Source organism: Pseudoclavibacter helvolus, assembly GCF_014191305.1.
Classification (GTDB): domain Bacteria; phylum Actinomycetota; class Actinomycetes; order Actinomycetales; family Microbacteriaceae; genus Pseudoclavibacter; species Pseudoclavibacter helvolus.
In genome coordinates this window covers 1-21,786 of record NZ_JACHWJ010000002.1, presented here as the reverse complement: position 1 = coordinate 21,786, position 21,786 = coordinate 1, and the positions used below count along the sequence as shown (strand labels likewise).

The 21,786-nt window shown below is 66.9% G+C and carries 18 protein-coding genes and 1 pseudogene; 9 read left to right on the top strand and 10 right to left on the bottom strand.

Annotated features, from left to right (window positions below):
- Positions 1-2 precede the first annotated feature (2 nt).
- From FHX72_RS07105 to FHX72_RS07080, 6 genes are all read right to left on the bottom strand, one after another.
- Positions 3-1,313: an ABC transporter permease gene (locus tag FHX72_RS07105; protein WP_183624078.1), complete on the bottom strand. Its 1,311-nt coding sequence runs from the start codon at positions 1,311-1,313 to the stop codon at positions 3-5.
- Positions 1,310-2,623 carry an ABC transporter permease gene (locus FHX72_RS07100; RefSeq protein ID WP_183624076.1) on the bottom strand — a complete coding sequence of 438 codons (1,314 nt, stop codon included), beginning with the start codon at positions 2,621-2,623 and terminating at the stop codon, positions 1,310-1,312. Before FHX72_RS07100 ends, FHX72_RS07105 begins: the two co-directional genes overlap by 4 nt.
- A complete protein-coding gene (locus FHX72_RS07095; RefSeq protein ID WP_183624074.1) occupies positions 2,620-4,119 on the bottom strand; it encodes an ABC transporter ATP-binding protein in 1,500 nt (499 codons plus the stop codon). Before FHX72_RS07095 ends, FHX72_RS07100 begins: the two co-directional genes overlap by 4 nt.
- A 184-nt stretch (positions 4,120-4,303) precedes the next feature.
- Entirely contained in the window at positions 4,304-5,389 is a 1,086-nt protein-coding gene (locus FHX72_RS07090) for a BMP family lipoprotein (RefSeq protein ID WP_338110075.1), read from the bottom strand.
- Between the two features lie 235 nt (positions 5,390-5,624).
- A complete protein-coding gene (locus tag FHX72_RS07085) occupies positions 5,625-6,710 on the bottom strand; it encodes a BMP family lipoprotein (protein ID WP_068476854.1) in 1,086 nt (361 codons plus the stop codon).
- A 103-nt stretch (positions 6,711-6,813) separates the two neighbouring features.
- Positions 6,814-7,926: a mannose-1-phosphate guanylyltransferase gene (locus FHX72_RS07080; protein ID WP_068476896.1), complete on the bottom strand. Its 1,113-nt coding sequence runs from the start codon at positions 7,924-7,926 to the stop codon at positions 6,814-6,816.
- Positions 7,927-8,050: 124 nt separating this feature from the next.
- Here FHX72_RS07080 and FHX72_RS07075 point away from each other — a divergent pair, with 124 nt between their 5' ends.
- The 8 genes from FHX72_RS07075 (at position 8,051) to FHX72_RS07040 (ending at position 17,025) form a co-directional block, all read left to right on the top strand.
- The gene (locus tag FHX72_RS07075; protein WP_183624072.1) at positions 8,051-9,196 is read left to right on the top strand and encodes a glycosyltransferase family 4 protein; all 1,146 of its coding nucleotides are present in this window, start codon (positions 8,051-8,053) and stop codon (positions 9,194-9,196) included.
- Between the two features lie 301 nt (positions 9,197-9,497).
- Entirely contained in the window at positions 9,498-9,830 is a 333-nt protein-coding gene (gene sdhC, locus FHX72_RS07070; protein WP_104252310.1) for a succinate dehydrogenase, cytochrome b556 subunit, read from the top strand.
- A 12-nt stretch (positions 9,831-9,842) separates the two neighbouring features.
- Complete coding sequence (locus tag FHX72_RS07065; protein ID WP_183624068.1) at positions 9,843-10,286, top strand: succinate dehydrogenase hydrophobic membrane anchor subunit; 444 nt, start codon at positions 9,843-9,845, stop codon at positions 10,284-10,286.
- Between the two features lie 55 nt (positions 10,287-10,341).
- Complete coding sequence (gene sdhA / locus FHX72_RS07060) at positions 10,342-12,144, top strand: succinate dehydrogenase flavoprotein subunit (protein ID WP_068476851.1); 1,803 nt, start codon at positions 10,342-10,344, stop codon at positions 12,142-12,144.
- 14 nt (positions 12,145-12,158) lie between these two features.
- The gene (locus tag FHX72_RS07055) at positions 12,159-12,920 is read left to right on the top strand and encodes a succinate dehydrogenase iron-sulfur subunit (RefSeq protein WP_068476849.1); all 762 of its coding nucleotides are present in this window, start codon (positions 12,159-12,161) and stop codon (positions 12,918-12,920) included.
- A gap of 141 nt (positions 12,921-13,061) precedes the next feature.
- On the top strand, positions 13,062-14,126 hold the full coding sequence (locus FHX72_RS07050; RefSeq protein ID WP_183624066.1) for a YihY/virulence factor BrkB family protein: 1,065 nt from the start codon (positions 13,062-13,064) through the stop codon (positions 14,124-14,126).
- Between the two features lie 119 nt (positions 14,127-14,245).
- Positions 14,246-15,784, top strand: coding sequence for an AMP-binding protein (locus FHX72_RS07045; RefSeq protein WP_183624065.1), 1,539 nt, complete (start codon positions 14,246-14,248; stop codon positions 15,782-15,784).
- Positions 15,781-17,025 carry a beta-ketoacyl-[acyl-carrier-protein] synthase family protein gene (locus FHX72_RS07040; RefSeq protein WP_183624063.1) on the top strand — a complete coding sequence of 415 codons (1,245 nt, stop codon included), beginning with the start codon at positions 15,781-15,783 and terminating at the stop codon, positions 17,023-17,025. Before FHX72_RS07045 ends, FHX72_RS07040 begins: the two co-directional genes overlap by 4 nt.
- Before the next feature lie 226 nt (positions 17,026-17,251).
- Here FHX72_RS07040 and FHX72_RS07035 read toward each other — a convergent pair whose 3' ends face one another.
- From FHX72_RS07035 to ptsP, 4 genes are all read right to left on the bottom strand, one after another.
- Complete coding sequence (locus FHX72_RS07035) at positions 17,252-18,067, bottom strand: MetQ/NlpA family ABC transporter substrate-binding protein (RefSeq protein WP_068476841.1); 816 nt, start codon at positions 18,065-18,067, stop codon at positions 17,252-17,254.
- 73 nt (positions 18,068-18,140) lie between these two features.
- Positions 18,141-18,824, bottom strand: a complete 684-nt coding sequence (locus tag FHX72_RS07030; protein WP_068476839.1) for a methionine ABC transporter permease — start codon at positions 18,822-18,824, stop codon at positions 18,141-18,143.
- Positions 18,821-19,561 carry a methionine ABC transporter ATP-binding protein gene (locus FHX72_RS07025; RefSeq protein ID WP_068476837.1) on the bottom strand — a complete coding sequence of 247 codons (741 nt, stop codon included), beginning with the start codon at positions 19,559-19,561 and terminating at the stop codon, positions 18,821-18,823. Before FHX72_RS07025 ends, FHX72_RS07030 begins: the two co-directional genes overlap by 4 nt.
- 214 nt (positions 19,562-19,775) lie before the next feature.
- A complete protein-coding gene (gene ptsP, locus FHX72_RS07020) occupies positions 19,776-21,467 on the bottom strand; it encodes a phosphoenolpyruvate--protein phosphotransferase (protein WP_183624061.1) in 1,692 nt (563 codons plus the stop codon).
- A 61-nt stretch (positions 21,468-21,528) separates the two neighbouring features.
- Between ptsP and FHX72_RS07015 the strand changes: the two are divergent.
- A pseudogene (locus tag FHX72_RS07015) lies at positions 21,529-21,786 on the top strand (hypothetical protein); the annotation flags it as partial.

Here is a 21,786-nt window from a genome sequence, read left to right as displayed (position 1 = left end):
TGCTAGGCCTTTACGTAGGGTTTGCCAGCGGCGGCCGGGCCGCGGGACTGGCCCACGAAACCGGCGACCGCGAGGATCGTCACGATGTACGGGATCATCGCCATGAACTCTGGCGGGATGTTCGCCCCGACCTGGCTCACGAGGGTCTTCAGGTTCGAGGCGAAGCCGAAGAGCAGCGCGGCGAGGGTGGCGTAGACCGGGTGCCAGCGTCCGAAGATGAGGGCTGCGAGGGCGATATAGCCCTGACCGCTTGTCATCTCCTGGCTGAACGAGCCGACGCTTCCCAGCGTGAAGAAGCTGCCGCCTGCGCCGGCGATGGCGCCGGAGAGCAGGACGTTCCAGAAGCGCGTCTTGTTGACCTTGATGCCAACCGTGTCCGCAGCCTTCGGGTGCTCGCCGACGGCGCGGAGGCGCAGGCCCCAGCGGGTCTTGAACAGCGCGAAGGTGAGCGCAGGCACCGTGAGGAACATCAGGCACACGATGAAGGTGTTGTCGAAGAGCAGCGGCCCGATGACAGGGATGTCGCTCAACAACGGGATCGCGAAGCGCGGGTACTTCTCGTTCTGCGCGATCGTGTTGAGGAACCCGCTGTCGCGCGTCATGACGCCCGAGTAGAGGAAGTTCGTCAGGCCGATCACGAGCATGTTGATGACAACACCGACAACAACCTGTTCGACCAGGTAGCGAATCGAGAAGACGGCGAGGATGAGCGACACGAGCATGCCCGCGAGGATCGCGCCGAGGAGGCCGAGGAACGGGTTGCCCGTCATCGAGCCGATGAGCGCGGAGGTGAACGCGCCGGCGAGGAGCTGGCCCTCGATGGCGATGTTCACGACGCCGACCCGCTCGGACACGAGGCCGGCCATGGATCCGAAGATCAGCGGCGTCGAGATCGCGAGCGTTCCCGTGAGGAGCCACGTGAGCGGCACGTTGGCGTTGGCGCCGATGAAGACGATGAGCGCCCACACCCAGAGGATGCCGAACACGACCATGACCCACATCGGCAGCTTGTTGCCGGCTGCAGTGCGCAGGAACGCGACGACCGTGATGCCGGCGAGGATCACGCCGATGATGAGGTTGGTGACCATGGTCGGGAGGACCAGCGGGTCGAACTTGAGCGGCACGCCGTCGGAGTTCAGGTCGATCGTGCTCGAGGCGCCCGCAGGAGCGAGCAGCCCGAAGACGACCAGCACCAGGGCGCTGAAGAAGGCGTACGCGATGGGCGCCTTCCAGCTGCGCGTGGAGCGGACCTCAGCCTTGGTGCTCGCGCCCACCGGGATCTGCTCCTCGGTGCTTGGCGTCACTGCGGTCATGCGTTCACCTCGTTCTTCTTGCCACGGCTGTCGTCCTTCTTGCCCGAGCTTGCGTCATCCCGACCCTCGCGCGACGCGCGGATGCGGTCGAGCAGGCGGATGCCGGATGGCTTCGGCAGGCGGAAGATCGCCCGAATGAGCGGAGGCGCGGCGATGAAGAGAACGATGAGCCCCTGGATGACGGCGACGATGTCGATCGGGATGCCCTCGACGACCTGCATCGGGAACGAGCCCGCCTTGAGCGCTCCGAAGAGGAGGCCCGCGAGGATGATGCCGACGGGGTGGCCCGCTCCGAGAAGCGCCACCGTGATGGCGTCGAATCCGATGCCGGCGTGCACGCCCGGGTCGTAGCCGGCGGTTGCGCGACCGAGCACCTGCGTGGCTCCCGCGAGGCCGATGAAGGCACCCGCGATCGCCATCGTGAGGAAGGTGATGAACGCGACGTTGATGCCGGCCGTTCGAGCAGCGCTCGGGTTGAGGCCAACGGCACGCACCTTGAAGCCAACCGTCGTGCGCTCCATGATCCACCAGTAGACGAAGGCGGCGATGATCGCGAGAATGAAGCCCCAGTCGGCGGCACCCACGAGGTCTGGCAGCTGCGCCGACTCGACGATCGGCTTGGCCTTGGCGTTTCCACCAGCGCCCTCAGCCTGGAAGAGCGGTGTCTTGAGCAGGTACGTGATGCCCCAGAACGCGATCCAGTTGAGCATGATCGTGACGATGACCTCGTGGGCCCCCGTCTGCGCCTTCAGCCAGCCGGCGACGCCAGCCCAGATCGAGCCGCCGACGATACCGGCGAACGTTGCGACGAGCACGTGTACGACGAAGGGAAGCTGCAGGCTCGCGCCCACGAAGCCCGTGAAGAGCGCGGCGATGAGGATCTGCCCCTGGCCACCGATGTTGAACAGTCCGGCGCGGAACGCGAATGCGACGCCGAGGCCAGCAGTGATGAGCGGGGTCGCCCACATGAGCGTGTTCGTCAGCGGTACGAAGCCGTTGCGGGGCGAGTAGATCGCGCCTTCCCACAGCGCGCGGAACGCGCCGCCGATGACTCCGCCGGCCGCGGCGAAGAGGTCCATCGGTCGGGAGAAGAAGTAGCCGGTGGTCTCGAGGACCTCATCGCTCGTGAAGACGACGAGGAGCGAGCCGATGAGCAGTGCGAGCACGATCGCGAGGATCGAGCGCAGCGGCCCGCCTCCGAGGATGTCTCGCCAGAGGCCGTGCCACGGCGACTGCTCGCTCGCAGCTACTGGCACCTGAGTGCCTGGTGGCGGCGGCGTCTCTGCCGTCACGTTCTGAAGCTGACTCATACCTCAACCCCCGCCATCATCTGGCCGAGTACGTCGCGAGACGTGTCCGGTCCAACGATTCCCATGCTCTTGCCCTGGTACATGACCATGATCCGATCCGCCAATTGCACAACTTCGTCGAGTTCCGTCGAGACGATGATGACCGGGATGCCCGAGTCGCGCACGCGCACGATCTGCTCGTGGACGAACTCGATTGATCCGACGTCGAGTCCGCGGGTCGGCTGCGACGCGATGAACATCCGCAGGTCGCGGCCGAGCTCACGCGCGAGGACGACCTTCTGCTGGTTTCCGCCGGAAAGGCGGCCGACGGCTGTCTCGATGGAGGGTGCGCGAACGTCGAAGTCCTTGACGTTCTTCTCCGCGAAGGCCGTGATCTCGCGCAGGTTGAGCGCGATGCCGTTCGAGAATGGCTGACGGTCGGCGCGATCGAGGACGAGGTTCTCGGCGATCGTGAAGTCACCGACGATGCCGTCCTCGGTGCGGTCCTCCGGCACGAAGCCGAGTCCCGCATCCAGCGTCTTCTTGACCGACTGCCCGATGAGCTCGTTGCCGTCGAGCGTGATCGAACCGAGGGCCTTCTTGTGCAGGCCGAGAATGGCCTCCGTGAGTTCCGTCTGCCCGTTGCCCTGCACGCCGGCGATGACGAGGATCTCCCCCTCGCGCACGTCGAAGCTGAGCTCGTCGACCTGCTTGGCCCCCACCTCGTCGAAGACCGTCAGCTCAGAGACGACAAACGTCGTGTCACCGAGCTTCGGTGCCTCCTTGTCGACGTCGAGGTCGACCGCACGGCCGACCATCTTCGCAGCGAGCTCCTCGTTGGACTCGCTTGGCAGCGCAGTCCCGACGACCTTGCCTCGGCGGATGACGGTGATGCGGTCCGCGACCTTGCGGACCTCACGCAGTTTGTGCGTGATGAAGACAATCGAGGTGCCAGCCTTGCGCAGCTGGTCCATGATGACGATGAGCTCGTCGGTCTCCTGCGGCGTGAGCACGGCTGTGGGCTCATCCAGCACGAGGATCTTCGCGTCGCGCGAGAGGGCCTTGATGATCTCGACTCGCTGCTGCGCGCCGACGGGCAGGTGCTCGACCAGCGCGTCAGGGTCGATGTTGAAGCCGAACTGCGCGGAGAGGTCGCGCACCTTCTGCCTCGCGCTGTCGATGTCGAGGACCCCGGCCCCGTTCGCCGGCTCGTGCCCGAGCATGAGGTTCTCCGCGACGGTGAAGACGGGGATGAGCATGAAGTGCTGGTGGACCATGCCGATGCCCGCGGCCATGGCATCGCCAGGACCGGAGAAGTGCTGGACGACGTCGTCCAGCAGGATCTCGCCCTCATCGGCCTGGTACAGGCCGTAGAGCACGTTCATAAGGGTCGACTTGCCAGCACCGTTTTCACCGAGGAGCGCATGAATTTCGCCCCCCTCGATCGTGAGGTTGATGTTGTCGTTGGCCGTGAAGGCACCAAATCGCTTGGTGATGCCTCGAAGCTCGAGTTTCATAGCGGTCCACTTCGCTGTGCGGTAGTGCGGGAAACGGCCGGTTGGGCCGGTCGTGCTCGAGGCGGGCGGCGGGTTGCCGCTCCACCTCGGAATGCATGCGTAGGCATGCTACGGGGCCGCCGCGAGTTGCGCGACGGCCCCGCATTCATGTTGTGCCCGGAGGCCAATCCGGACGTGCAGAGGTTTAGACCTTAGGAGAGGAAGGCGACAGGTCTGGGTACTTTCCGTCGATGACTTCCTGCTTCAGCGCGTCGATCTCGTCGGTCGTGCCTGCCGGCAGCTTCGACTCGAAGTCACCGAAGCCGGAGAGGCCAACACCCTCGTTCTCGAGGACACCCGTGTAGGTCGTGCCACCCTCGAAGGTGCCGTCAAGGCTCTGCGAGATCGCGTCGAGAACCGTGACGTCGAGTCCCTTCATGATCGACACGAGGATGATGTCCGCGTACTGCTCGTCTGCGACGGCGAGGTCGGAGTCGACACCGAGGATGACTGCATCCTGGCCGCCTTCGCGGATTGCCTCAGCTGCACCCTGGTAGAGGGGGCCGCCGACGGGGAGGATGACGTCTGCACCCTGGCTCAGGAAGCCGGTGGAGATCTCCTTGGCGCGGGAGACGTTCGTGAAGTCGTCCACGAACGAGCCCTGCTGTGCTGCGACGTCCCAGCCGATGACCTTGACGTCCTTGCCCTTGACCTCGTTGTAGTGCTTGACGCCGTTGGCGAAGCCGTCCATGAAGATCGTGACGGTCGGGATGGCCGCGCCGCCGTAGGTGGCGACGGTGCCCGTCTTCGAGTACGCGGCAGCTGCATAGCCCGCGAGGAACGCGGCCTGAGCCGTGTCGTAGTTGAGCTCGAGGACGTTCGGGATGCCGAGGCCTTCGACGTCGACGATCGCGAAGTCGACCTCAGGGTTAGCCTCAGCGGCTGCTGCCGTCGCGTCTGCCAGCTTGAAGCCGACGGGAACGATGATGCTGCAGCCCTGGTCGACCATGGTCGTCAGGTTCGCCGCGTAGTCGTCAGGTGTCGCGGACTCAGCTTCGAGTACCTTGACACCGAGCTCGGACTCCGCGTTCTCGAGTCCAGTGTGTGCGAGCTGGTTGAAGGAGCGGTCGTCGAACCCGCCCTCGTCAGAAACCATGCACGCGGTGAAGTCGGATGCACCTTCAGCGGGAGCGTCGCCCGCTTCTGGAGCAGGTGCACAACCGGCGAGCACGAGAGCTGCGACGCCCACCGTGCCAATTGCAGCGAAACGCTGCTTCGAAGAGATAGCCACTCTCGGTCCTCCTGAGTTGGATGTCCGTCGGACCGCAGAACGCGGACTCCGGCGGAGCTGGTGATTGCCCGAGCATAGCCGTAGCTCGGCGTCAAAATTCGGTCGAATTCGGAATCGAAACCCGACCGTTGCACAGTTACGGGTGTGTTTCTCGGCGCGTCGGCCAGCGATTCTCACGAGGCCGGAAAAATCCGGGCCAATCGGTCGGTGAGGAGCGCATGCCACCGCTCATGGATCAGTTCGCGCCCGTGGGCGACGACGGAGATTCGACGACGATCTCCCCCGAGATGATCTTGGCCTTGAGGTCTTCGATCTCCGACTTCAGCTCTGCAGGAACCTTCGAGTCCCAATCGTGGAAGGAGGAGAGGCCGACACCGTCGTTCTCCAGCGTGCCGACGTTGTTGCCCGCCTCGAAGGTGCCGTCGATGTCGGCGCCGATGACGCCGAGGATGGCGGGCTCCATGCGCTTCTCTACCGTCGTGACGAGCAGGGGGCGGTACTCCTCACCGAGGAGCTCGTAGCCGTCGGAGTCGACCCAGATGATTCCGACGTCGCCAGCGGCCAGCGCGGCCGCGGCCGCGCCTTCGCCCGCCTGGGCCGCGACGGGCATGATGATGTCCGCGCCCTGGGAGATGAGCCCCTGCGCCGTGGTCTGCGCAGCATTGGTGTTCGTGAAGTCGTCCGTGAACGACCCCTGCTGCGTCTTCGGGTCCCAGCCGACGACGCGCACCGAAGCGCCCTTCGCCGTGTTGTACTGCTCGACGCCTGCAGCGAAGCCGTCCATGAACACCGTGACGGGCGGCTGGTTCCCTCCGCCGAAGGTGCCGACAACGCCGGTCTTGCTGACGCCCGCCGCGAGATAGCCGGCAAGGAATGCGGCCTGCGCGGTGTCGTGCACGATCGAGGCCACGTTCGGCCCCTCGACGACCTCGTCGACGATCGAGTAGGTGATGTCCGGGTTCGCTTCGGCGGATGCCCTTGTCGCGTCGGCGAGCTCCCATCCGACGGTGACGATGTAGTCGCAGCCCTCGCCGACCATCGTCTCGAGGTTCGTCTCGTAATCTGCCTGCGACTGCGAGACCGTCTCGCGCATCTCCACGCCGTACTCCGCTTGCGCGGCCTCGAGCGACTCGAAGACGGCCTGGTTGAAGGAGCGGTCCTGGATGTTGCCACTGTTGGCGACCATGCACGCGAGGTAGTCACTGCCAGCGGACGCCTCGCCCGTCGAGCTCGGCGCCTCTGGCGGTGCCTGGCAGGCGGTCAGTGCGAGCGTTGCGACAGCGAGGGCGCCGATGGCGCCTGGGATGCGAGAGCGTGACATGCCGGAAGAGTAGTGGGAGCCGAGCTGGGACCGCTACAGGCGCGCACCGATCGTTGTGAAGCTACGATCCGTGCGCGCCTGGCGTTTATCTCTGCGCTGAGGCCTAGAGCACCTCGGGGCGCTTCGACGCCTTGATCTCGGCGACAAGCTGCTTGACCTTCTGCGCGTTTGCGGCCGTCGTCACGAGCAGCGCATCCGGGGTGTCGACCACGACGATGTCCTTGATGCCGGCGATGGCGACAACGCGGTCGGTGTGGTTGACGATGAGGCCGGAGCCGTCGACAACGACGACGTTGTTCTCGTCGCCGTGGACGGTCACGCCGTTGCCGTTCGTGCTCTTGCGGAGGCGGCTCACGGCTGCGAAGTCACCCACGTCGTCCCACTGGAAGTAGCCGGGGATCACCGCGAGCTCGCCGCGTGCGGCCGCTGGCTCCGCGACCGTGTAGTCGATGGCGATCTTCTCGAGGCCAGGCCAGACGCGAGCCGTGACCTCGGCCTGCGTATCGGTGCCCCACGCATCCGCGATCTCGTTGATACCGGCAGCCAGCACCGGGTTGGATTCCGCGAGCGCCTCCATGAGGCGGTCGACGCGAGCGAAAAACATGCCTGCGTTCCAGAGGTACTCGCCAGACGCGAGGTAGCGACGGGCGGTTGCCTCCTTGGGCTTCTCGACGAACGCATCCACCTTGCGTGCGCTCGGCGCCGCGGGGATGCTGAGCGGCTTGCCCGCGCGGATGTACCCGAAGGCCGTTGAAGGCTCGATCGGCTGGATGCCGATCGTCACGATCGCGCCGGCGTCAGCCGCCTCGACGGCCTCGCGCACCGCGGCCGCGAATCGGTCGGTCGCGCCGATCAGGTGGTCAGCGGCGAAGGACCCGATGATCGCGTCTGGAACGCGACGCTGCAGGATGGCCGCCGCCAGGCCGATGGCAGCCGTGGACTCTCGCCCCTCGCTCTCGAGCACGATGTTCTCGTCGATGAGCTCCGGGAGCTGGGCACGCACCTCCTTGGCGTGGGCCTCGCCTGTCACGACGAGGAGCCTGTCTTCCGCGCACAGAGGCGCAAGTCGGTCCCAGGTCGCCCTTAGAAGGGTCGAGCCGTTTCCGACGACGTCGTGGAGGAACTTCGGGGCTTCAGCCCGCGAGAGCGGCCACAGCCGTGAGCCGACGCCTCCCGCTGGGATCACGCCATAGAACCGATCGATCGCATCTGCCATGCGCAACACCATAGGGGAACACCGTCACCGGCCCGTTTCGGCATGACGAAGCTGTGGATAACTCGTCGAGAAGGTGTCGCCGGGAGTTCACCTCGCCGCCACACCCTGCGCCTACGTTCGCCCTATGCGCATCGCGGTTGTGACCGAGAGCTTCCTCCCCACTGTCAACGGCGTGACGAACAGCGTGTGCAAGGTGCTCGACCACCTCGCGCTCCGTGGGCACGAGGCCATCGTCATCACCCCGGCGGCGGGCTCGCCGAGGGAGTACCGGGGCTTCCGGGTCGTGGAAGTGCCTGCGCTCGACTACCGGCAGTTCCCGGTCGGCCTCCCCTCCCCCAGGGTTGATCGACTGCTCGCCGAGTTCGCCCCGGATGTCGTCCACGCCGCGAGTCCTCTCTTCTTGGGGTCGCAGGCCATCGCCGCCGCGAAGCGCCGAGGCATCCCGAGCGTTGCCGTCTTCCAGACCGACGTGGCCGGCTACACGAAGCGCAACCGGCTCAGCGCTATGGAGGGCTTCGCCTGGTGGTTCATCCGCTGGCTGCACAACAACGCCGACCTCACACTCGCGCCGTCCACCGCCGCCCTCGGCGATCTGCGCCGCGCGAAGATCACGAACGCCATCAGATGGGGCCGCGGGGTCGACCTCGAGACCTACCACCCCCGCAACAAGCACGAACCGGCCGTCCTGAACAGCCGCCGCCGACTGGGAGCCGACTCGCGCACAGTCGTCGGCTACGTCGGCAGACTGGCACCGGAGAAGCAGGTCGAGCGCCTCTCCTCCCTGCGCGGCCTCGACAACGTGCAGCTTGTCGTGGTCGGCGACGGCCCCTCCGAGCCCAGCATCCGCAGAGCCCTCAAGGGCGTGCCGACCCACTTCGCCGGAAGACTCGGCGGGCGCGACCTCGCTCTTGCGTACGCGAGCTTCGACGTGTTTGTACATACGGGGACAGAGGAGACGTTCGGCCAGACCATCCAGGAGGCGCACGCGAGCGGGCTCCCCGTCGTTGCGCCATACGCTGGCGGCCCGATCGACCTCATCGAGCACGGCGTCGACGGGTTCCACTTCGACCCGGACCGCGCGGGCGACCTCGACCTCAGAGGCATGCTTGAGCACCTCGCCGATTCCCCGGCCCTCCGAGCCAGGATGGGCGAAGCCGGCCGGCGCAGGGTGCTCTCACGCTCGTGGGCGAGCGTCTGTGACGAGCTCCTCGGCCACTACGCATCGGTCATGTCGGATGCACGACAGCCGACCACGCTTCCTCTCTCCTGAGCGTCCCGGTCCAGGCTGAATCGCCTCTCGCGATCCGGCCGAAGGAAGGCTTACCTTCCCAGCCGAAAACCGCGGGAGGCGTAGTCTAGGCGGGTATCAACATGCCCAACGCAGTGTGGTTGGGGCCTGCCGCTCATCTTCACCTCCTCGGCGCAAGAGTCCTGAGCGGAAGAACGCAACGCGACAGAAGGGCAAACCCGTGTCAGCCGTACAGACACCAGCTCCGGCGGGCTCGACAGCCCCGAAGAACACAGCGAAGAAGCCGCATCGTGGCGGCACGCTGTACCGGGGGAACGAGGGCATGTGGTCCTGGGTTCTCCACCGCATCACCGGCGTCTCCATCTTCTTCTTCCTGATCGTGCACGTGCTCGACACGTCGCTCGTTCGAGTGAGCCCCGAGGCGTACAACGCGGCGATCCACACGTACCAGACCCCCATCATGGGTATCGGCGAGGTCGGGCTCGTGGCGGCTATCTGCTACCACGCGTTCAACGGAATCCGCATCATCCTCATCGACTTCCTGCCTGGCGGCGCGAAGTACCAGAAGCTCATGTTCTGGATCGTCATCGGCCTCTGCGTCGTCACGATGATCGGCTTCACGCCCCGCCACCTCATCAACGTGTTCAGCCACTAGGAGGGAGTTGCCATGACTATCGAAACCATCGAGTACCCGCGCGCTGCAGCTGCCGCCAAGAACAGCACCAACTGGGAGCGCATCGGCTGGGCGTTCATGCGCGTCTCCGGCGTGCTGCTCGTCATCCTCATCTTCGGCCACCTGTTCACGAACCTCATGGTCGGACAGGGTGTTGCCGCTATCGACTTCGCGTTCGTCGCCGGCAAGATGGCCGACCCGTTCTGGGTCGTCTGGGACACGCTCATGCTGGTCCTCGCGTTCATCCACGGCGCCAACGGCATGCGCACCATCATCAACGACTACGTGTCGAAGGCGACCACGCGTCGCGCACTCCAGGTCACGCTGTTCATCGTCACGACGGTGCTTATCGTCCTCGGCCTCCTCGTGATCTACACGTTCGACCCGTGCCCCGCAAACGGCGCTGCCGAGAACCTGCCGAGCTTCTGCTCGGCCTAGCCGCAGCGTTCGGCCACACGACTTCCACCACCTGAGAAAGAAGAGCCACAGACATATGGCAGAGAAGCTCGCTCCGACGCGAACCGTCGACGGCGTCCACTACCACCAGCACGAGATCGTCATCGTCGGCGCTGGCGGTGCCGGGATGCGCGCGGCCATCGAGGCCGCACAGGGCGCTGACACGGCCGTCGTGACGAAGCTCTACCCAACCCGCTCGCACACCGGCGCGGCCCAGGGTGGCATGGCTGCCGCCCTCGCGAACGTCGAGGACGACAACTGGGAGTGGCACACCTACGACACCGTTAAGGGCGGCGACTACATCGTCGACCAGGACTCTGCCGAGATCCTCGCGAAGGAAGCCATCGAGGCGGTCATCGACCTCGAGAACATGGGCCTCCCGTTCAACCGCACGCCTGAGGGCAAGATCGACCAGCGTCGCTTCGGCGGACACACGCGCGACCACGGCAAGGCGCCCGTCCGCCGTGCCTGCTACGCGGCAGACCGCACCGGTCACATGATTCTCCAGACGCTGTACCAGAACTGCGTCAAGCACAACGTGAAGTTCTTCAACGAGTTCTACGCGCTCGACATCGTCATGACGGAGGTCGACGGCCAGGAGGTCCCCGCGGCCATCGTCGCGCTCGAGCTCAAGACCGGCGAGCTGCACGTCTTCCAGGGGAAGGCCTTCATCTTCGCGACGGGTGGCTTCGGCAAGGTCTTCAAGACCACGTCGAACGCCCACACGCTGACGGGTGACGGCATGGGCATCGTCTGGCGCCGCGGCCTCCCACTCGAGGACATGGAGTTCTACCAGTTCCACCCCACCGGCCTCGCCGGTCTCGGCATCCTCCTCACCGAGGGCGCACGCGGCGAGGGCGCGATCCTTCGCAACGCCTCGGGTGAGCGCTTCATGGAGCGCTACGCGCCGACCATCAAGGACCTCGCGCCTCGTGACATCGTCGCCCGCTCGATGGTGCAGGAAGTGCTCGACGGGCGCGGCGCTGGCCCGCACAAGGACTACGTCTACCTCGACTGCACCCACCTGGGCGCCGAGGTCCTCGAGACGAAGCTGCCAGACATCACCGAGTTCGCGCGCACCTACCTCGGCGTGGACCCAGTCACCGAGCCGGTGCCCGTCTACCCGACCGCGCACTACGCGATGGGTGGCATCCCCACGAACAACGCGGGCGAGGTGCTCTCCGACAACGAGACCGTCATCCCCGGCCTGTACGCCGCCGGCGAGTGCGCCTGCGTCTCCGTGCACGGCTCGAACCGCCTCGGCACCAACTCGCTACTTGACATCAACGTCTTCGGCAAGCGAAGCGGCCGCAACGCCGTCGAGTACGTCAAGACCGCCGAGTTCGCACCGCTCCCAGACGACGCGGCAGCGTTCGTCAAGGGCATGGTCGACGACCTCCAGGCATCCACCGGCACCGAGTCGGTCGCCGGCCTGCGCCGCGAGCTGCAGGAGACGATGGACAAGAACGCCCAGGTCTTCCGCACGGCGGACACCCTGACCGAGGCGACCAAGGTCATCCACTCGCTGCGCGAGCGGTACACGCAGATCGCGGTATTCGACAAGGGCAAGCGCTACAACACGGAGCTCCTCGAGGGCATCGAGCTCGGCTTCCTGCTCGACCTCGCCGAGGTGCTTGTGTACTGCGCGCTCAACCGCCAGGAAAGCCGTGGCGGACACATGCGCGACGACTTCCCGAAGCGCGACGACGTCAACTGGATGCACCACACCATGGCGTACCTCACCGGCGACCGGAAATCCCCCGACCCCGCCGATCACATCCGTCTCGACAAGAAGCCCGTGCGCGTGACGCGTTACGAGCCGACCGAGCGCAAGTACTAGGAAGGGCGCATCGAATGACTGCTGCAACTACTGAAGCACCAGAGGCGCCCATCGAGGCTCCCAAGCCGTTCACGGTGACGCTCAACGTGCGCCGCTACAGCCCCGAGACGGACACGGAGCCGTACTGGCAGGCGTTCGACGTCGAGATGTACCCGACTGACCGCATCCTCGACGCGCTACACCGCATCAAGTGGGACCAGGACGGCTCGCTCGCGTTCCGTCGCTCCTGCGCGCACGGCATCTGCGGCTCCGACGCCATGCGCATCAACGGCCGTAACCGCCTCGCCTGCAAGACGCTCGTCAAGGATCTCGACATCTCGAAGCCCATCTACGTCGAGGCCATCAAGGGACTTCCCCTCGAGAAGGACCTCATCGTCGACATGGAGCCGTTCTTCGAGGCCTTCCGCGAGGTCCAACCGTTCCTGCAGACGACGTCGAAGCCCGAGAAGGGCAAGGAGCGCTTCCAGTCGATCGCCGACCGTGAGCGCTTCGACGACACGACCAAGTGCATCCTGTGCGCCGCGTGCACCACGTCGTGCCCCGTGTTCTGGACCGACGGCCAGTACTTCGGTCCGGCCGCGATCGTGAACGCGCACCGCTTCATCTTCGACTCCCGTGACGAGGACGCGAAGGTTCGCCTCGACATCCTCAACGACCGCGAGGGCGTCTGGCGCTGCCGCACGACCTTCAACTGCACCGAGGCCTGCCCGCGTGGCATCCAGGTCACGAAGGCGATCGCCGAGGTCAAGCAGGCGATGCTCAAGGGCCGCGTCTAGCCAAGAGCAGCACGTGAGTGAGGGAGCAGCCGGGTTCGGCTGCTCCCTTTCTCGTCTCCAGGAGAGCAAGTCTCGTCTCGAGGTGCGGCCTGAGCGCGCGCCCTCCGTGCGGTGCACTCCGACCGCGCCTAGCCTTCGTCTATGACCACCCCCGGCTCACCCCACGAGACCAGTGTCGTCAAAGCGCACACCGCGCCGGATGCACGCGACCCGCGGAAGCCGGAAGGGCTCGGCCCAGTCCTGAAACCCGCCTGGCGGTACATCTTGATGCGAGCGATCCGCGAGTTCCTGCGAGACAAAAGCACTGTGCTCGCCGCGGCCCTCACGTTCTACATGCTGCTCGGGCTCTTCCCCGCTCTGCTCGCACTCATGTCGGTCATCGGCCTCTTCGGCCTCACTGCGACAGCCGTGTCGTTCATCGACGAGATGGCGACCCACCTGGCCGACACGACCTTCGCAGAGACGCTGCGCAACACGGTGCAGCAGCTTGGCGAGTCGAGCGGCGCCGGCACCGCGTTTGTGGTCGGTCTCCTCGGCGCGCTCTGGTCGGCGTCCGGCTACGTCAACTGCTTCTCGCACGCCATGAACACGGTTTACGAGATCGACGAGGGCCGCCCGTTCTGGAAGCTTCGGCCGATCATGATGCTCTGGACGATCGTCCTCCTCGTGCTGATGCTCGTCATCTTCGCAATCCTCGCGCTCTCCGGCCCGGTGGCGTCCGCGGTCGGCGGCCTCATCGGCCTCGGCGACGCGTCACTCGCCGTGTGGAGCGTCGCGCGGTGGCCCATCGTCCTACTGGTGGTGATCGTGATGATCGCCGTGCTCTTCTACGGGACGCCGAACGTGAAGCTGCCGAAGTTCAAGTGGATGACGCTCGGCGCCTTCATCGCGCTCTTCGTGACCGGCGTCGCGAGCGCGGGGTTCTTCTTCTACGTCGCGAACTTCACCAGCTACGAGCGCCTCTACGGCAGCGTGGCCGGCGTCATCATCGGCTTGCTGTGGCTCTGGATCGTCAACCTCGCGCTCCTGTTCGGTGCGCAGTGCGACGCGGAGATCGAGCGCGTGCGACAGCTGCGCGGGGGTATCCCGGCCGAGCAGAGCATCCAGCTGCCCCCTCGGGACACGAAGGCGAGCGCGAAGCGGCTCGAGCAGATCGAGAAGGACGTCGCAAAGGGCCGCGAGCTGCGGAACGGTGCCGTCGACTGACGTTCTGGACCCTCAGAGCTGCCACTCGCGCGCCGGGGAACGAAGCGGCCAGCGAGGACACTCCACACGACTGCGGCACAGACTCAGGCGCGGGCCAGTGCACGTTCTAGACTCGCCTGGTGCCCATCACTCGCACGCTCATCACCACCGCAGCCCACTCACCCACGCGCACCGCGCTTGCCGGTGACGGCGAGCGACTCAGCTACGGCGACCTCGCCCGCTCGTGCGCGGCCGTCAGGGCCGGCGTCGAGGCCCTGCTCGGTTCCTCCGAGCCGATCGCGAGCGGCGCCTCCGCCTCCGAGACACGCGGCGTGCCAATCGTCACCGTCTCCCTCTCGCGTGCCATCGACGCCGCCCGCCTCCTCACGGGAGTCATCAGCTTCCGCGCCGTCGCGGCCGTGCTCGACCCCCTGTGGCCGCTCGAGCATCGCCTTGAGATCCTGCGGCGGGTTGAGCCCGCGCTGGTCATCACCGACGATCCGGAGTTCGAGGCCCAACTCGACGCCACGTCGTGGGGAGGAACAGTCACCTCGTTGGCAGCGTTCGACCTGGCAGCGGCGGATGCGCTTGCCGAGCGGGGCGCGTCGGCCCCGGGCCCAGAGATCCGCCCGCGCGACGAGCCCTTCCTGTTGCTCTTCACCTCCGGCACCACCGACCTACCCAAGGGCTTCCTGCGCACTCGCGGCAGCTGGGACCACAACGTCGACATCAGCCGCCGGTACCTCGGAACGACCGACGGACGCTCGACGATCGCACCCGGCCCTCTCTCGTACAGCCTCACCCTCTACGCGCTTGTCGAGGTGCTCGCCACCGGCGGCTCGCTCTACCTGCAGAGCGGCTTCGACGCGCAGGCCGCGGCTCGCACGATCGCGGGTGAGCACGTGGAGCGCCTCGTCGGGGTGCCGGCCATGCTGCTTGCCGTCCTGCAGGCGTCCCGCCGCGGGCACCTGCCGCTCGACTCGCTGGTCGAGGTCATCACGGGCGGGGCGAACCAGCCGGAGCACATCCGCCGCGGCTTCGAGGAAGCCGTTCCCGAGGCGCACCTGCGCAGCTACTACGGGGCCTCAGAGATCGGCTTCATCGGCTTCAGCGACGAGGGTGACGGCACCAACCTGACTCCGTTCGGTGGCGTCGAGGTGAGCGTGCGGGACGAAGCGGGGGCTGAGGTGCCTGCCGGCGAGACCGGCACCCTGCACATCCGCGTGGGCTCGGCAGTCGAGCGCTACCTCTCCGCGACGAGCGCGGACCGCATCACCGACGCCGACGGCTGGGCGAGCGTCAACGACCTCGCGGCGTTCGCGAACGGGCGCATCCAGCTGCTCGGCCGGGCAGGCGACGTCGCTGTCTCCGGCGGGCACAAAGTGTCCCTCCCCCAGGTGGAACGCGCACTCGCTTCGCTCCCAGGCTGCGAGGCGTGCTGCGCCGTCGCGCTGCCGGACAGCAAGCTCGGCTCGATCGTCGCGGTTGTCGTCGAAGGCGACGCGGATGCACTCCCCACCAAGGCGCAGATGCTCGGCCACCTGCGCGCGCACCTAGCACCCCAGTTCGTGCCCCACCGCCTCTACCGTGCGCAGCTCCTCCCGCGCACGGCCGGTGGGAAGATCCGCCGTGCTGCAGTCCTCGACCTCGTCACCGCTGGCGAGGCGGTGCGGCTATGAGGCGCGCCGTCGTCACCGCCGTCGGCGCCGTCACCCCCAACGGGCTCGACGTCACGAGCACGTGGTCGTCACTGCTCGCGGGACAGAGCGGCATCCGGCTCATCGAGAGCGTCGACGTCTCCGACCTCGCCGTGCGGGTAGCCGGAGAGGTGCGCAGCTTCGACGCCGCGGCCCACTTGCCGAAGCGTGACGTCGCGCGCCTGGACCGCCACGCGCACTACGCCGTGGCGGCCGCCGACGAGGCGATGCGCTCGACCGGCATCGCGCCTGGCTCGCTCCCGTTCGACGCGACGAGGTTCGCCGTGACCATCGCGACCGGCTCCGGCCCCGTCTCGCTCACGCAGGACGCCGCGCGCATCCTCGACGCCTCAGGGCCGCGCAGAGTGCCGCCAGGCGTCGTGGTCTACGGCGGGCCGGACGCGGCTGCCGCCTACCTCAGCGAGCGCTACGGGGCCCGCGGCGCGAGCGCCGGGCTCTCCGCGACGTGCGCAAGCGGCACCGTCGCGCTCGGCGAGGCGATGCGCACCATCCGGCACGGGTACGCCGACGCCGTCCTTGTCGTCGCGGCCGATGACTGCCTCAACCGGGTCAACTTGGCCGTCAACGCGACCCTCGGCGCCCTAGCACTCGGACACGAGGACGCACCGGAGACGGCCAGCAGGCCCTTCGACCGCGCGCGCCACGGGTTTGTCATGGCGGCCGGTGCGGCCGCCCTGCTCGTGGAGTCGGAAGAGGGCGCGCATGCACGTGGTGCTGAGATCTTGGGCGAGGTCGCCGGCTACGGCGCGACGTCGGACGCCTACCACCCGACAGCTCCGAGACCCGACGGCAGCGGCGCCCTCGCCGCCATGCGAGCGGCCCTCGACGACGCCCGCCTCGACGCAGGCGACCTCGAGCACGTCAACGCGCACGGCACCAGCACGCCACTGAACGACGCCATGGAGACGGCCGCCCTGCGCGAGCTCCTCGGCGCCCGTCTCGGCGGGGTTCCCGTGACGGCCAATAAGTCGGCAACCGGTCACCTGCTGGGCGCCGCCGGGGCTCTCGAAGCCGTCATCTCACTGCTGACGATGCGCGACTCGGTGATCCCGCCGACGCTCAACCTCGACGATCCCGAGTTCCCAGAACTGGACGTCGTCGCCCGCGAGGCCCGGCCAGCGCGCATCCGCACCGTGCTCTCGAACTCGTTCGGCTTCGGCGGGCACAATGCCTCGCTGCTGCTCCGCGAGTTCGACGCCTGACCTCTCGCGCCACCCCGCCGAGCCAGCTCGCTTCGCTCCCAGCCGAGCCCAGGCCCGGGCCCGCTCAACTCAACTCCGCTGAACTCAGCTCAACAAGCTGATCGCTGCCCGGCGAGTCCCCCTCTGAGCGCCCACTCAGAGGGGGAATCGCCGGGCAGCGATCGACTTCAATGGGCCCGAGGTGGTGAACCGACCGGCAGCGGTCACTCCCAACGAGCACGTCGGCTTAGAACGCGGGCGGCACGTCCAGCGACTCAAGCGTCTCCCGCACCTTGTCGCTCGTGAACGCCTTCTCGAGCGCAGCGATCTTCGGGGTGCCGAGCTTGTCCTCGCGCGTCACGAGCGTGACCGCGAACTGAGGGTCCTGCTCGACCGCGAGGCCGTTGTCGACGGGCGTCAACCCGAGCTGACGCGCGAACGACGGCAGGTTGAAGACCGCATCCGCCTCCTCGTAGGCCGTGTTGAGCTGCAGCAGGTCGACCTGCGTGATCGTCAGCTCCCGGGGATTCTCAGTGATGTCAGCAACCTTGCCTTTGAATCGCTCGACACCCTCGTCAAGCGTGATGACGCCATCGTCGGCGAGCAACTGCAGTGCGCGAGCCGCGTTGGCGCTGTCGTTCGGGATGACGACGCTGCCACCCTGCGGCAGCTCGTCGAGTGAGCCCAGACTCTTGGAGTAGAAGGCGACGACCGTCGAGTAGATCGGCTTCACGCCCGCGAGCGACGCGTCGTTCTTCGTGTTGAACTCCTCCATGAACGGCACGAACTGCACGAAGTTGGCGTCGATCTCACCGTTCTCGACAAGCACGTTCGGCTGCACGTAGTCGGAGACGGGGACCAGCTCGATCTCGTAACCCTCCTCGATCGCCTCGGCCGCCGCCTCCACGACGTCCGTCATGGGGGTCACCGTGGCCGCGACCTTGATCGTGACCACGTCGCCGCCGCCGTCCGTCTGACCGGCCGACGGGGCGCATCCGGCCGTGAGAAGGGCGAGGGATGCGACGGCCAGCGCTGCCCCGATCGTGCGAAGTCGAAGTGTCATGGCTGTTGGTTCCTTTGCGGGTCGTGCATGCAGTTGGTCGTGGATGTTGGTGAGCAAGAATTTGAGATGAAGGTCACCGGCGGTCAAGCGCCACCGAAAGCCTGTGGCCGCCGGTCTGGAGCAGCTGCACGCACACGATGACGATCACGATCGTCGTGTACATGAGCGGGTAGTCGTACTCCTGGTAGCCGTAGCGCAGCGCGAAGTCGCCAAGCCCTCCGCCACCGACGACGCCGAGCACCGTCGAGTACGAAAGCAGGCTGATCGCCGCGGAAGTGAGTGCGTAGACCAGTCCGCTGCGCGCCTCCACGAACAGGAAGCGCGTGACCACCTGCCCCGTGTCCGCGCCCATCGACCTCGCCGCGTGCAGCACACCGGATGGCACCTCGAGCAGTATCTGCTCGACGAGCCGCGCGTAGATCGCGACACCGACGAAGCACAGCGGGAACGTCGCCGCCTGGGTGCCGAACGTGGTGCCGAACACGAGGCGGGTGAGTGGGATGAGGAACACCACGAACAGGAGGAACGGAAACGATCGCACGACCGTGACGTAGAGGTTCGCGACCCGCCACAGCGTCCGGTTCTCGCGCACGCCTCCCGGCCTGGTCAGGAAGATCAGCACGCCGAGTGGCAGCCCGAGCACAATGGCGGCGACCAGGGAGAACACGAGCATGTAGCCGGTCTCGGCGAGCGCCTGCCAGATGGCGTCGGCGTTGGCCGTGAGTGAGGTGACTATGCTGTCGACGAGCTCGATCACGACCCGAGCACCCGTTTCGCGTGCTCGACGTAGGAGCCGCGGTCGTCACGAGCGCTGTGTTCCACTGCGACGATGCCTTGCAGGTGGCCTCTGTCGAGGATCGCAGCCCGATCGCAGATCGCCTTCACCGCGGCGAGTTCGTGTGTGACAAGCGCGATGGTCGTGCCGAAGTCGTCGCGCGTCGAGGCGAGCAGGCGAAGGATGTCGCTCGTCGTCCGTTCGTCGAGCGCTGACGTCGGCTCGTCGCAGAGCAACAGCGGCGGCCTCGTCACGAGGGCGCGCGCGATTGCGACCCGCTGCTTCTGCCCTCCTGAGAGCTGCGCCGGGTAGTCGCCGCCGCGGTCACCGAGCCCCACGTAGTCGAGGAGCTCGCCGACGAGCGCCGGGTCGCGGCGACGCTGGAGCCGCAGCGGGAGTTCGACGTTCTGCCGCGCGGTTCGATTCGCGAGCAGGTTGAAGCTCTGGAACACCATGCCGATGCGTCGGCGAAGCCCTCGCCGGTCGCGCTCACGCATGGTAGCCGGGTCGGTGCCCTGGATGAGCACCCGCCCCTCCGTCGGCGTCTCGTCGGCGTCGAGCAGCCGAAGCAGCGTCGACTTGCCCGCGCCCGACTCCCCAACGATCCCGATGATCTCGCCGCGTTGAATCTCCAGATCGATGCCGTCGAGCGCTGGCGCCCCCGCTCCGTATCGCACCGTGACGCGTTCGAGAGCGGCCACGGGGCCGGGTTCAGGCATGCACACTCCGAACGTTTCTGGATTCTGCACAACTATACGCGTCACGTGCTCGCAGTGCCGGTCGAGCGTCCGCTCGTGACTCGGGATATGCGGTGGGCGGCAGACGGCAGACGCCGACCGCACAGCAAAGCGGGGTGCATCCGGAAAGCTCCGGATGCACCCCGCTCGGGATCTACTGGCCAGGCGGCGAACCGCCAGGCCTTAGGTTGTGTGGTTAGACCTCGACGACCGGCACTGCAGTCGTGATGACGCCGCGAGTCGCGAGCGCGTCCACGACGCGGCCCTTGGCCTCGACGGCCGACTTCGCGAAGATCGCGAGGTGTGCGATCTCCTTCGCCTGCTCGAGGGTGACTCGCTTGAGCGCTGCACGGACCTCGACGAACGCGGGAGGCGCCATCGAGAGCGAACGAACACCGAGTCCGACAAGCACGATCGCGAGGTTCGGGTCAGCCGCAGCCTCGCCGCATACGCCGACGCTCTTCTGGTGGTGCTCGCCAGCCTCGCCGATGCGCTCGATCAGGCGCAGCACGGCGGGGTGCCACGGGTCCTGGAATGCCGCGACGCTTCCGAGGAGGCGGTCGGCAGCGAGCGTGTACTGCGTGAGGTCGTTGGTGCCGACCGACACGAAGTCGCTCGACTCGAGCACCTGCTCAGCAAGCAGCGCAGCGGAAGGCACCTCGATCATGCTTCCCGCCGTCATGAGCCCGTACTCGCGGGCGAGCGATGTGAAGTGCTCACTCTCGTGCGCGTCGGAGACCATCGGGGCCATAACCCAGACCTTCGCCTCGGTTGCAGCCTGCGCGTTGGCAAGCGCCTGGAGCTGGTCGCGGAGGATCTGCTCCTTCTTCATGAGCACGCGGATGCCGCGGAGCCCGAGCGCCGGGTTCGGCTCGTCAGCCTCCGTGAGGAACGCGAGGGGCTTGTCGGCGCCGGCGTCGAGCACACGCACGACAACCTTCTTGCCTGGGAAGTGCGCGAGCGCCGCCGTGTAGTCGGCCGTCTGCTTCTCGACCGTCGGTGCGGTGTCGCTGTCGAGGAAGAGGAACTCGGTGCGGAAGAGGCCAACACCCTCGGCTCCGAGCGCAGCTGCACGCTCGGCATCTGCTGGCTTGCCGATGTTCGCGAGGATCTGGACCGGCGTGCCGTCGGCGAGCTCGCCCGGCTCGACGGGAGCGGCCTTCATCGCCGCGACGCGGTCGATCTCGGCCTGCGCCTCTGCGATGCGCTCGGCGGTGGGCTCGGTGATGACCTGGCCCTTGGCGGCGTCGACGAGGATCGTCATGCCGTCAAGCAGGCTGTCCGCTTCCTTGACGGCGACGACGGCCGGGAGGCCCTTCTCGGCCGCGAGGATGCCCGTGTGCGCCTTGGGGCTGCCGTCGCGCGTGACGAGGGCAAGCACCTTCGACAGGTCGAGCTTCGCCGTGTCGGCCGGCGCGAGGTCGTGCGCGACGAGGATGAACGGGGTGTCGCTCGAGGGCACCTCGGGAGCTGGGACGCCGCGGAGTAGGGCGATGACTCGCTGCGAGACGTCTCCGAGGTCGGTGGCACGCTCAGCGAGATAGCCGCCGAGGCTCTTCAGCATCTCGGCGAAGGAGGAGAAGGACTCGAAGACCGCACGCTCGGCGGTCTTGCCCGCCTCGGTCGCTGCCTTGATGCTTTCGGCGAGAGACGGGTCTGCGGCCATCATGGCCTGCGACTCCAGCACGTTCTTCGCGGCGCCGTCGACGGTGGCCGCGCGAGCAGTCAAACCCTCGCCGGTTTCACGGAGTGCGGTGATGGCCCGCTCGTACTCGGTCGCGGCGTCGCCTGTGGCGAGCTCGTCGGCAGGTTCAGGGAGCGGATCAGGCATGCGTAGGACTTCACCGAAAGCGACGCCGGTCCCGACGCCAAACCCCGTGTATTTCATAGCAACTCCTTCGTGCTGGTAACTCAGACAGCGTATCGGCACAGCAACGTAGGCTTCGACCGTGACCGAGCAAGACTCAGCTAAGAGTTCGCGCAGTTCCACGTTCGCGCCGCCGTTTCCGAAGTTCCCCCCGGAGGCGCCGTTCGGCGAGCGCATGAAAGCGCTGATCGCCTGGGCTCAAGCTACCCGCCCCGCCCGAGTCTTCGCCCATTTCGGGGCGAGGAGTGCCTCGGTCCTTGCGGGTGGCATGGCCTATTCCGCTATCTTCTCCATCTTCGCGGGCATCTGGCTACTCTTTTCTGTTGCTGGCATCTTCCTG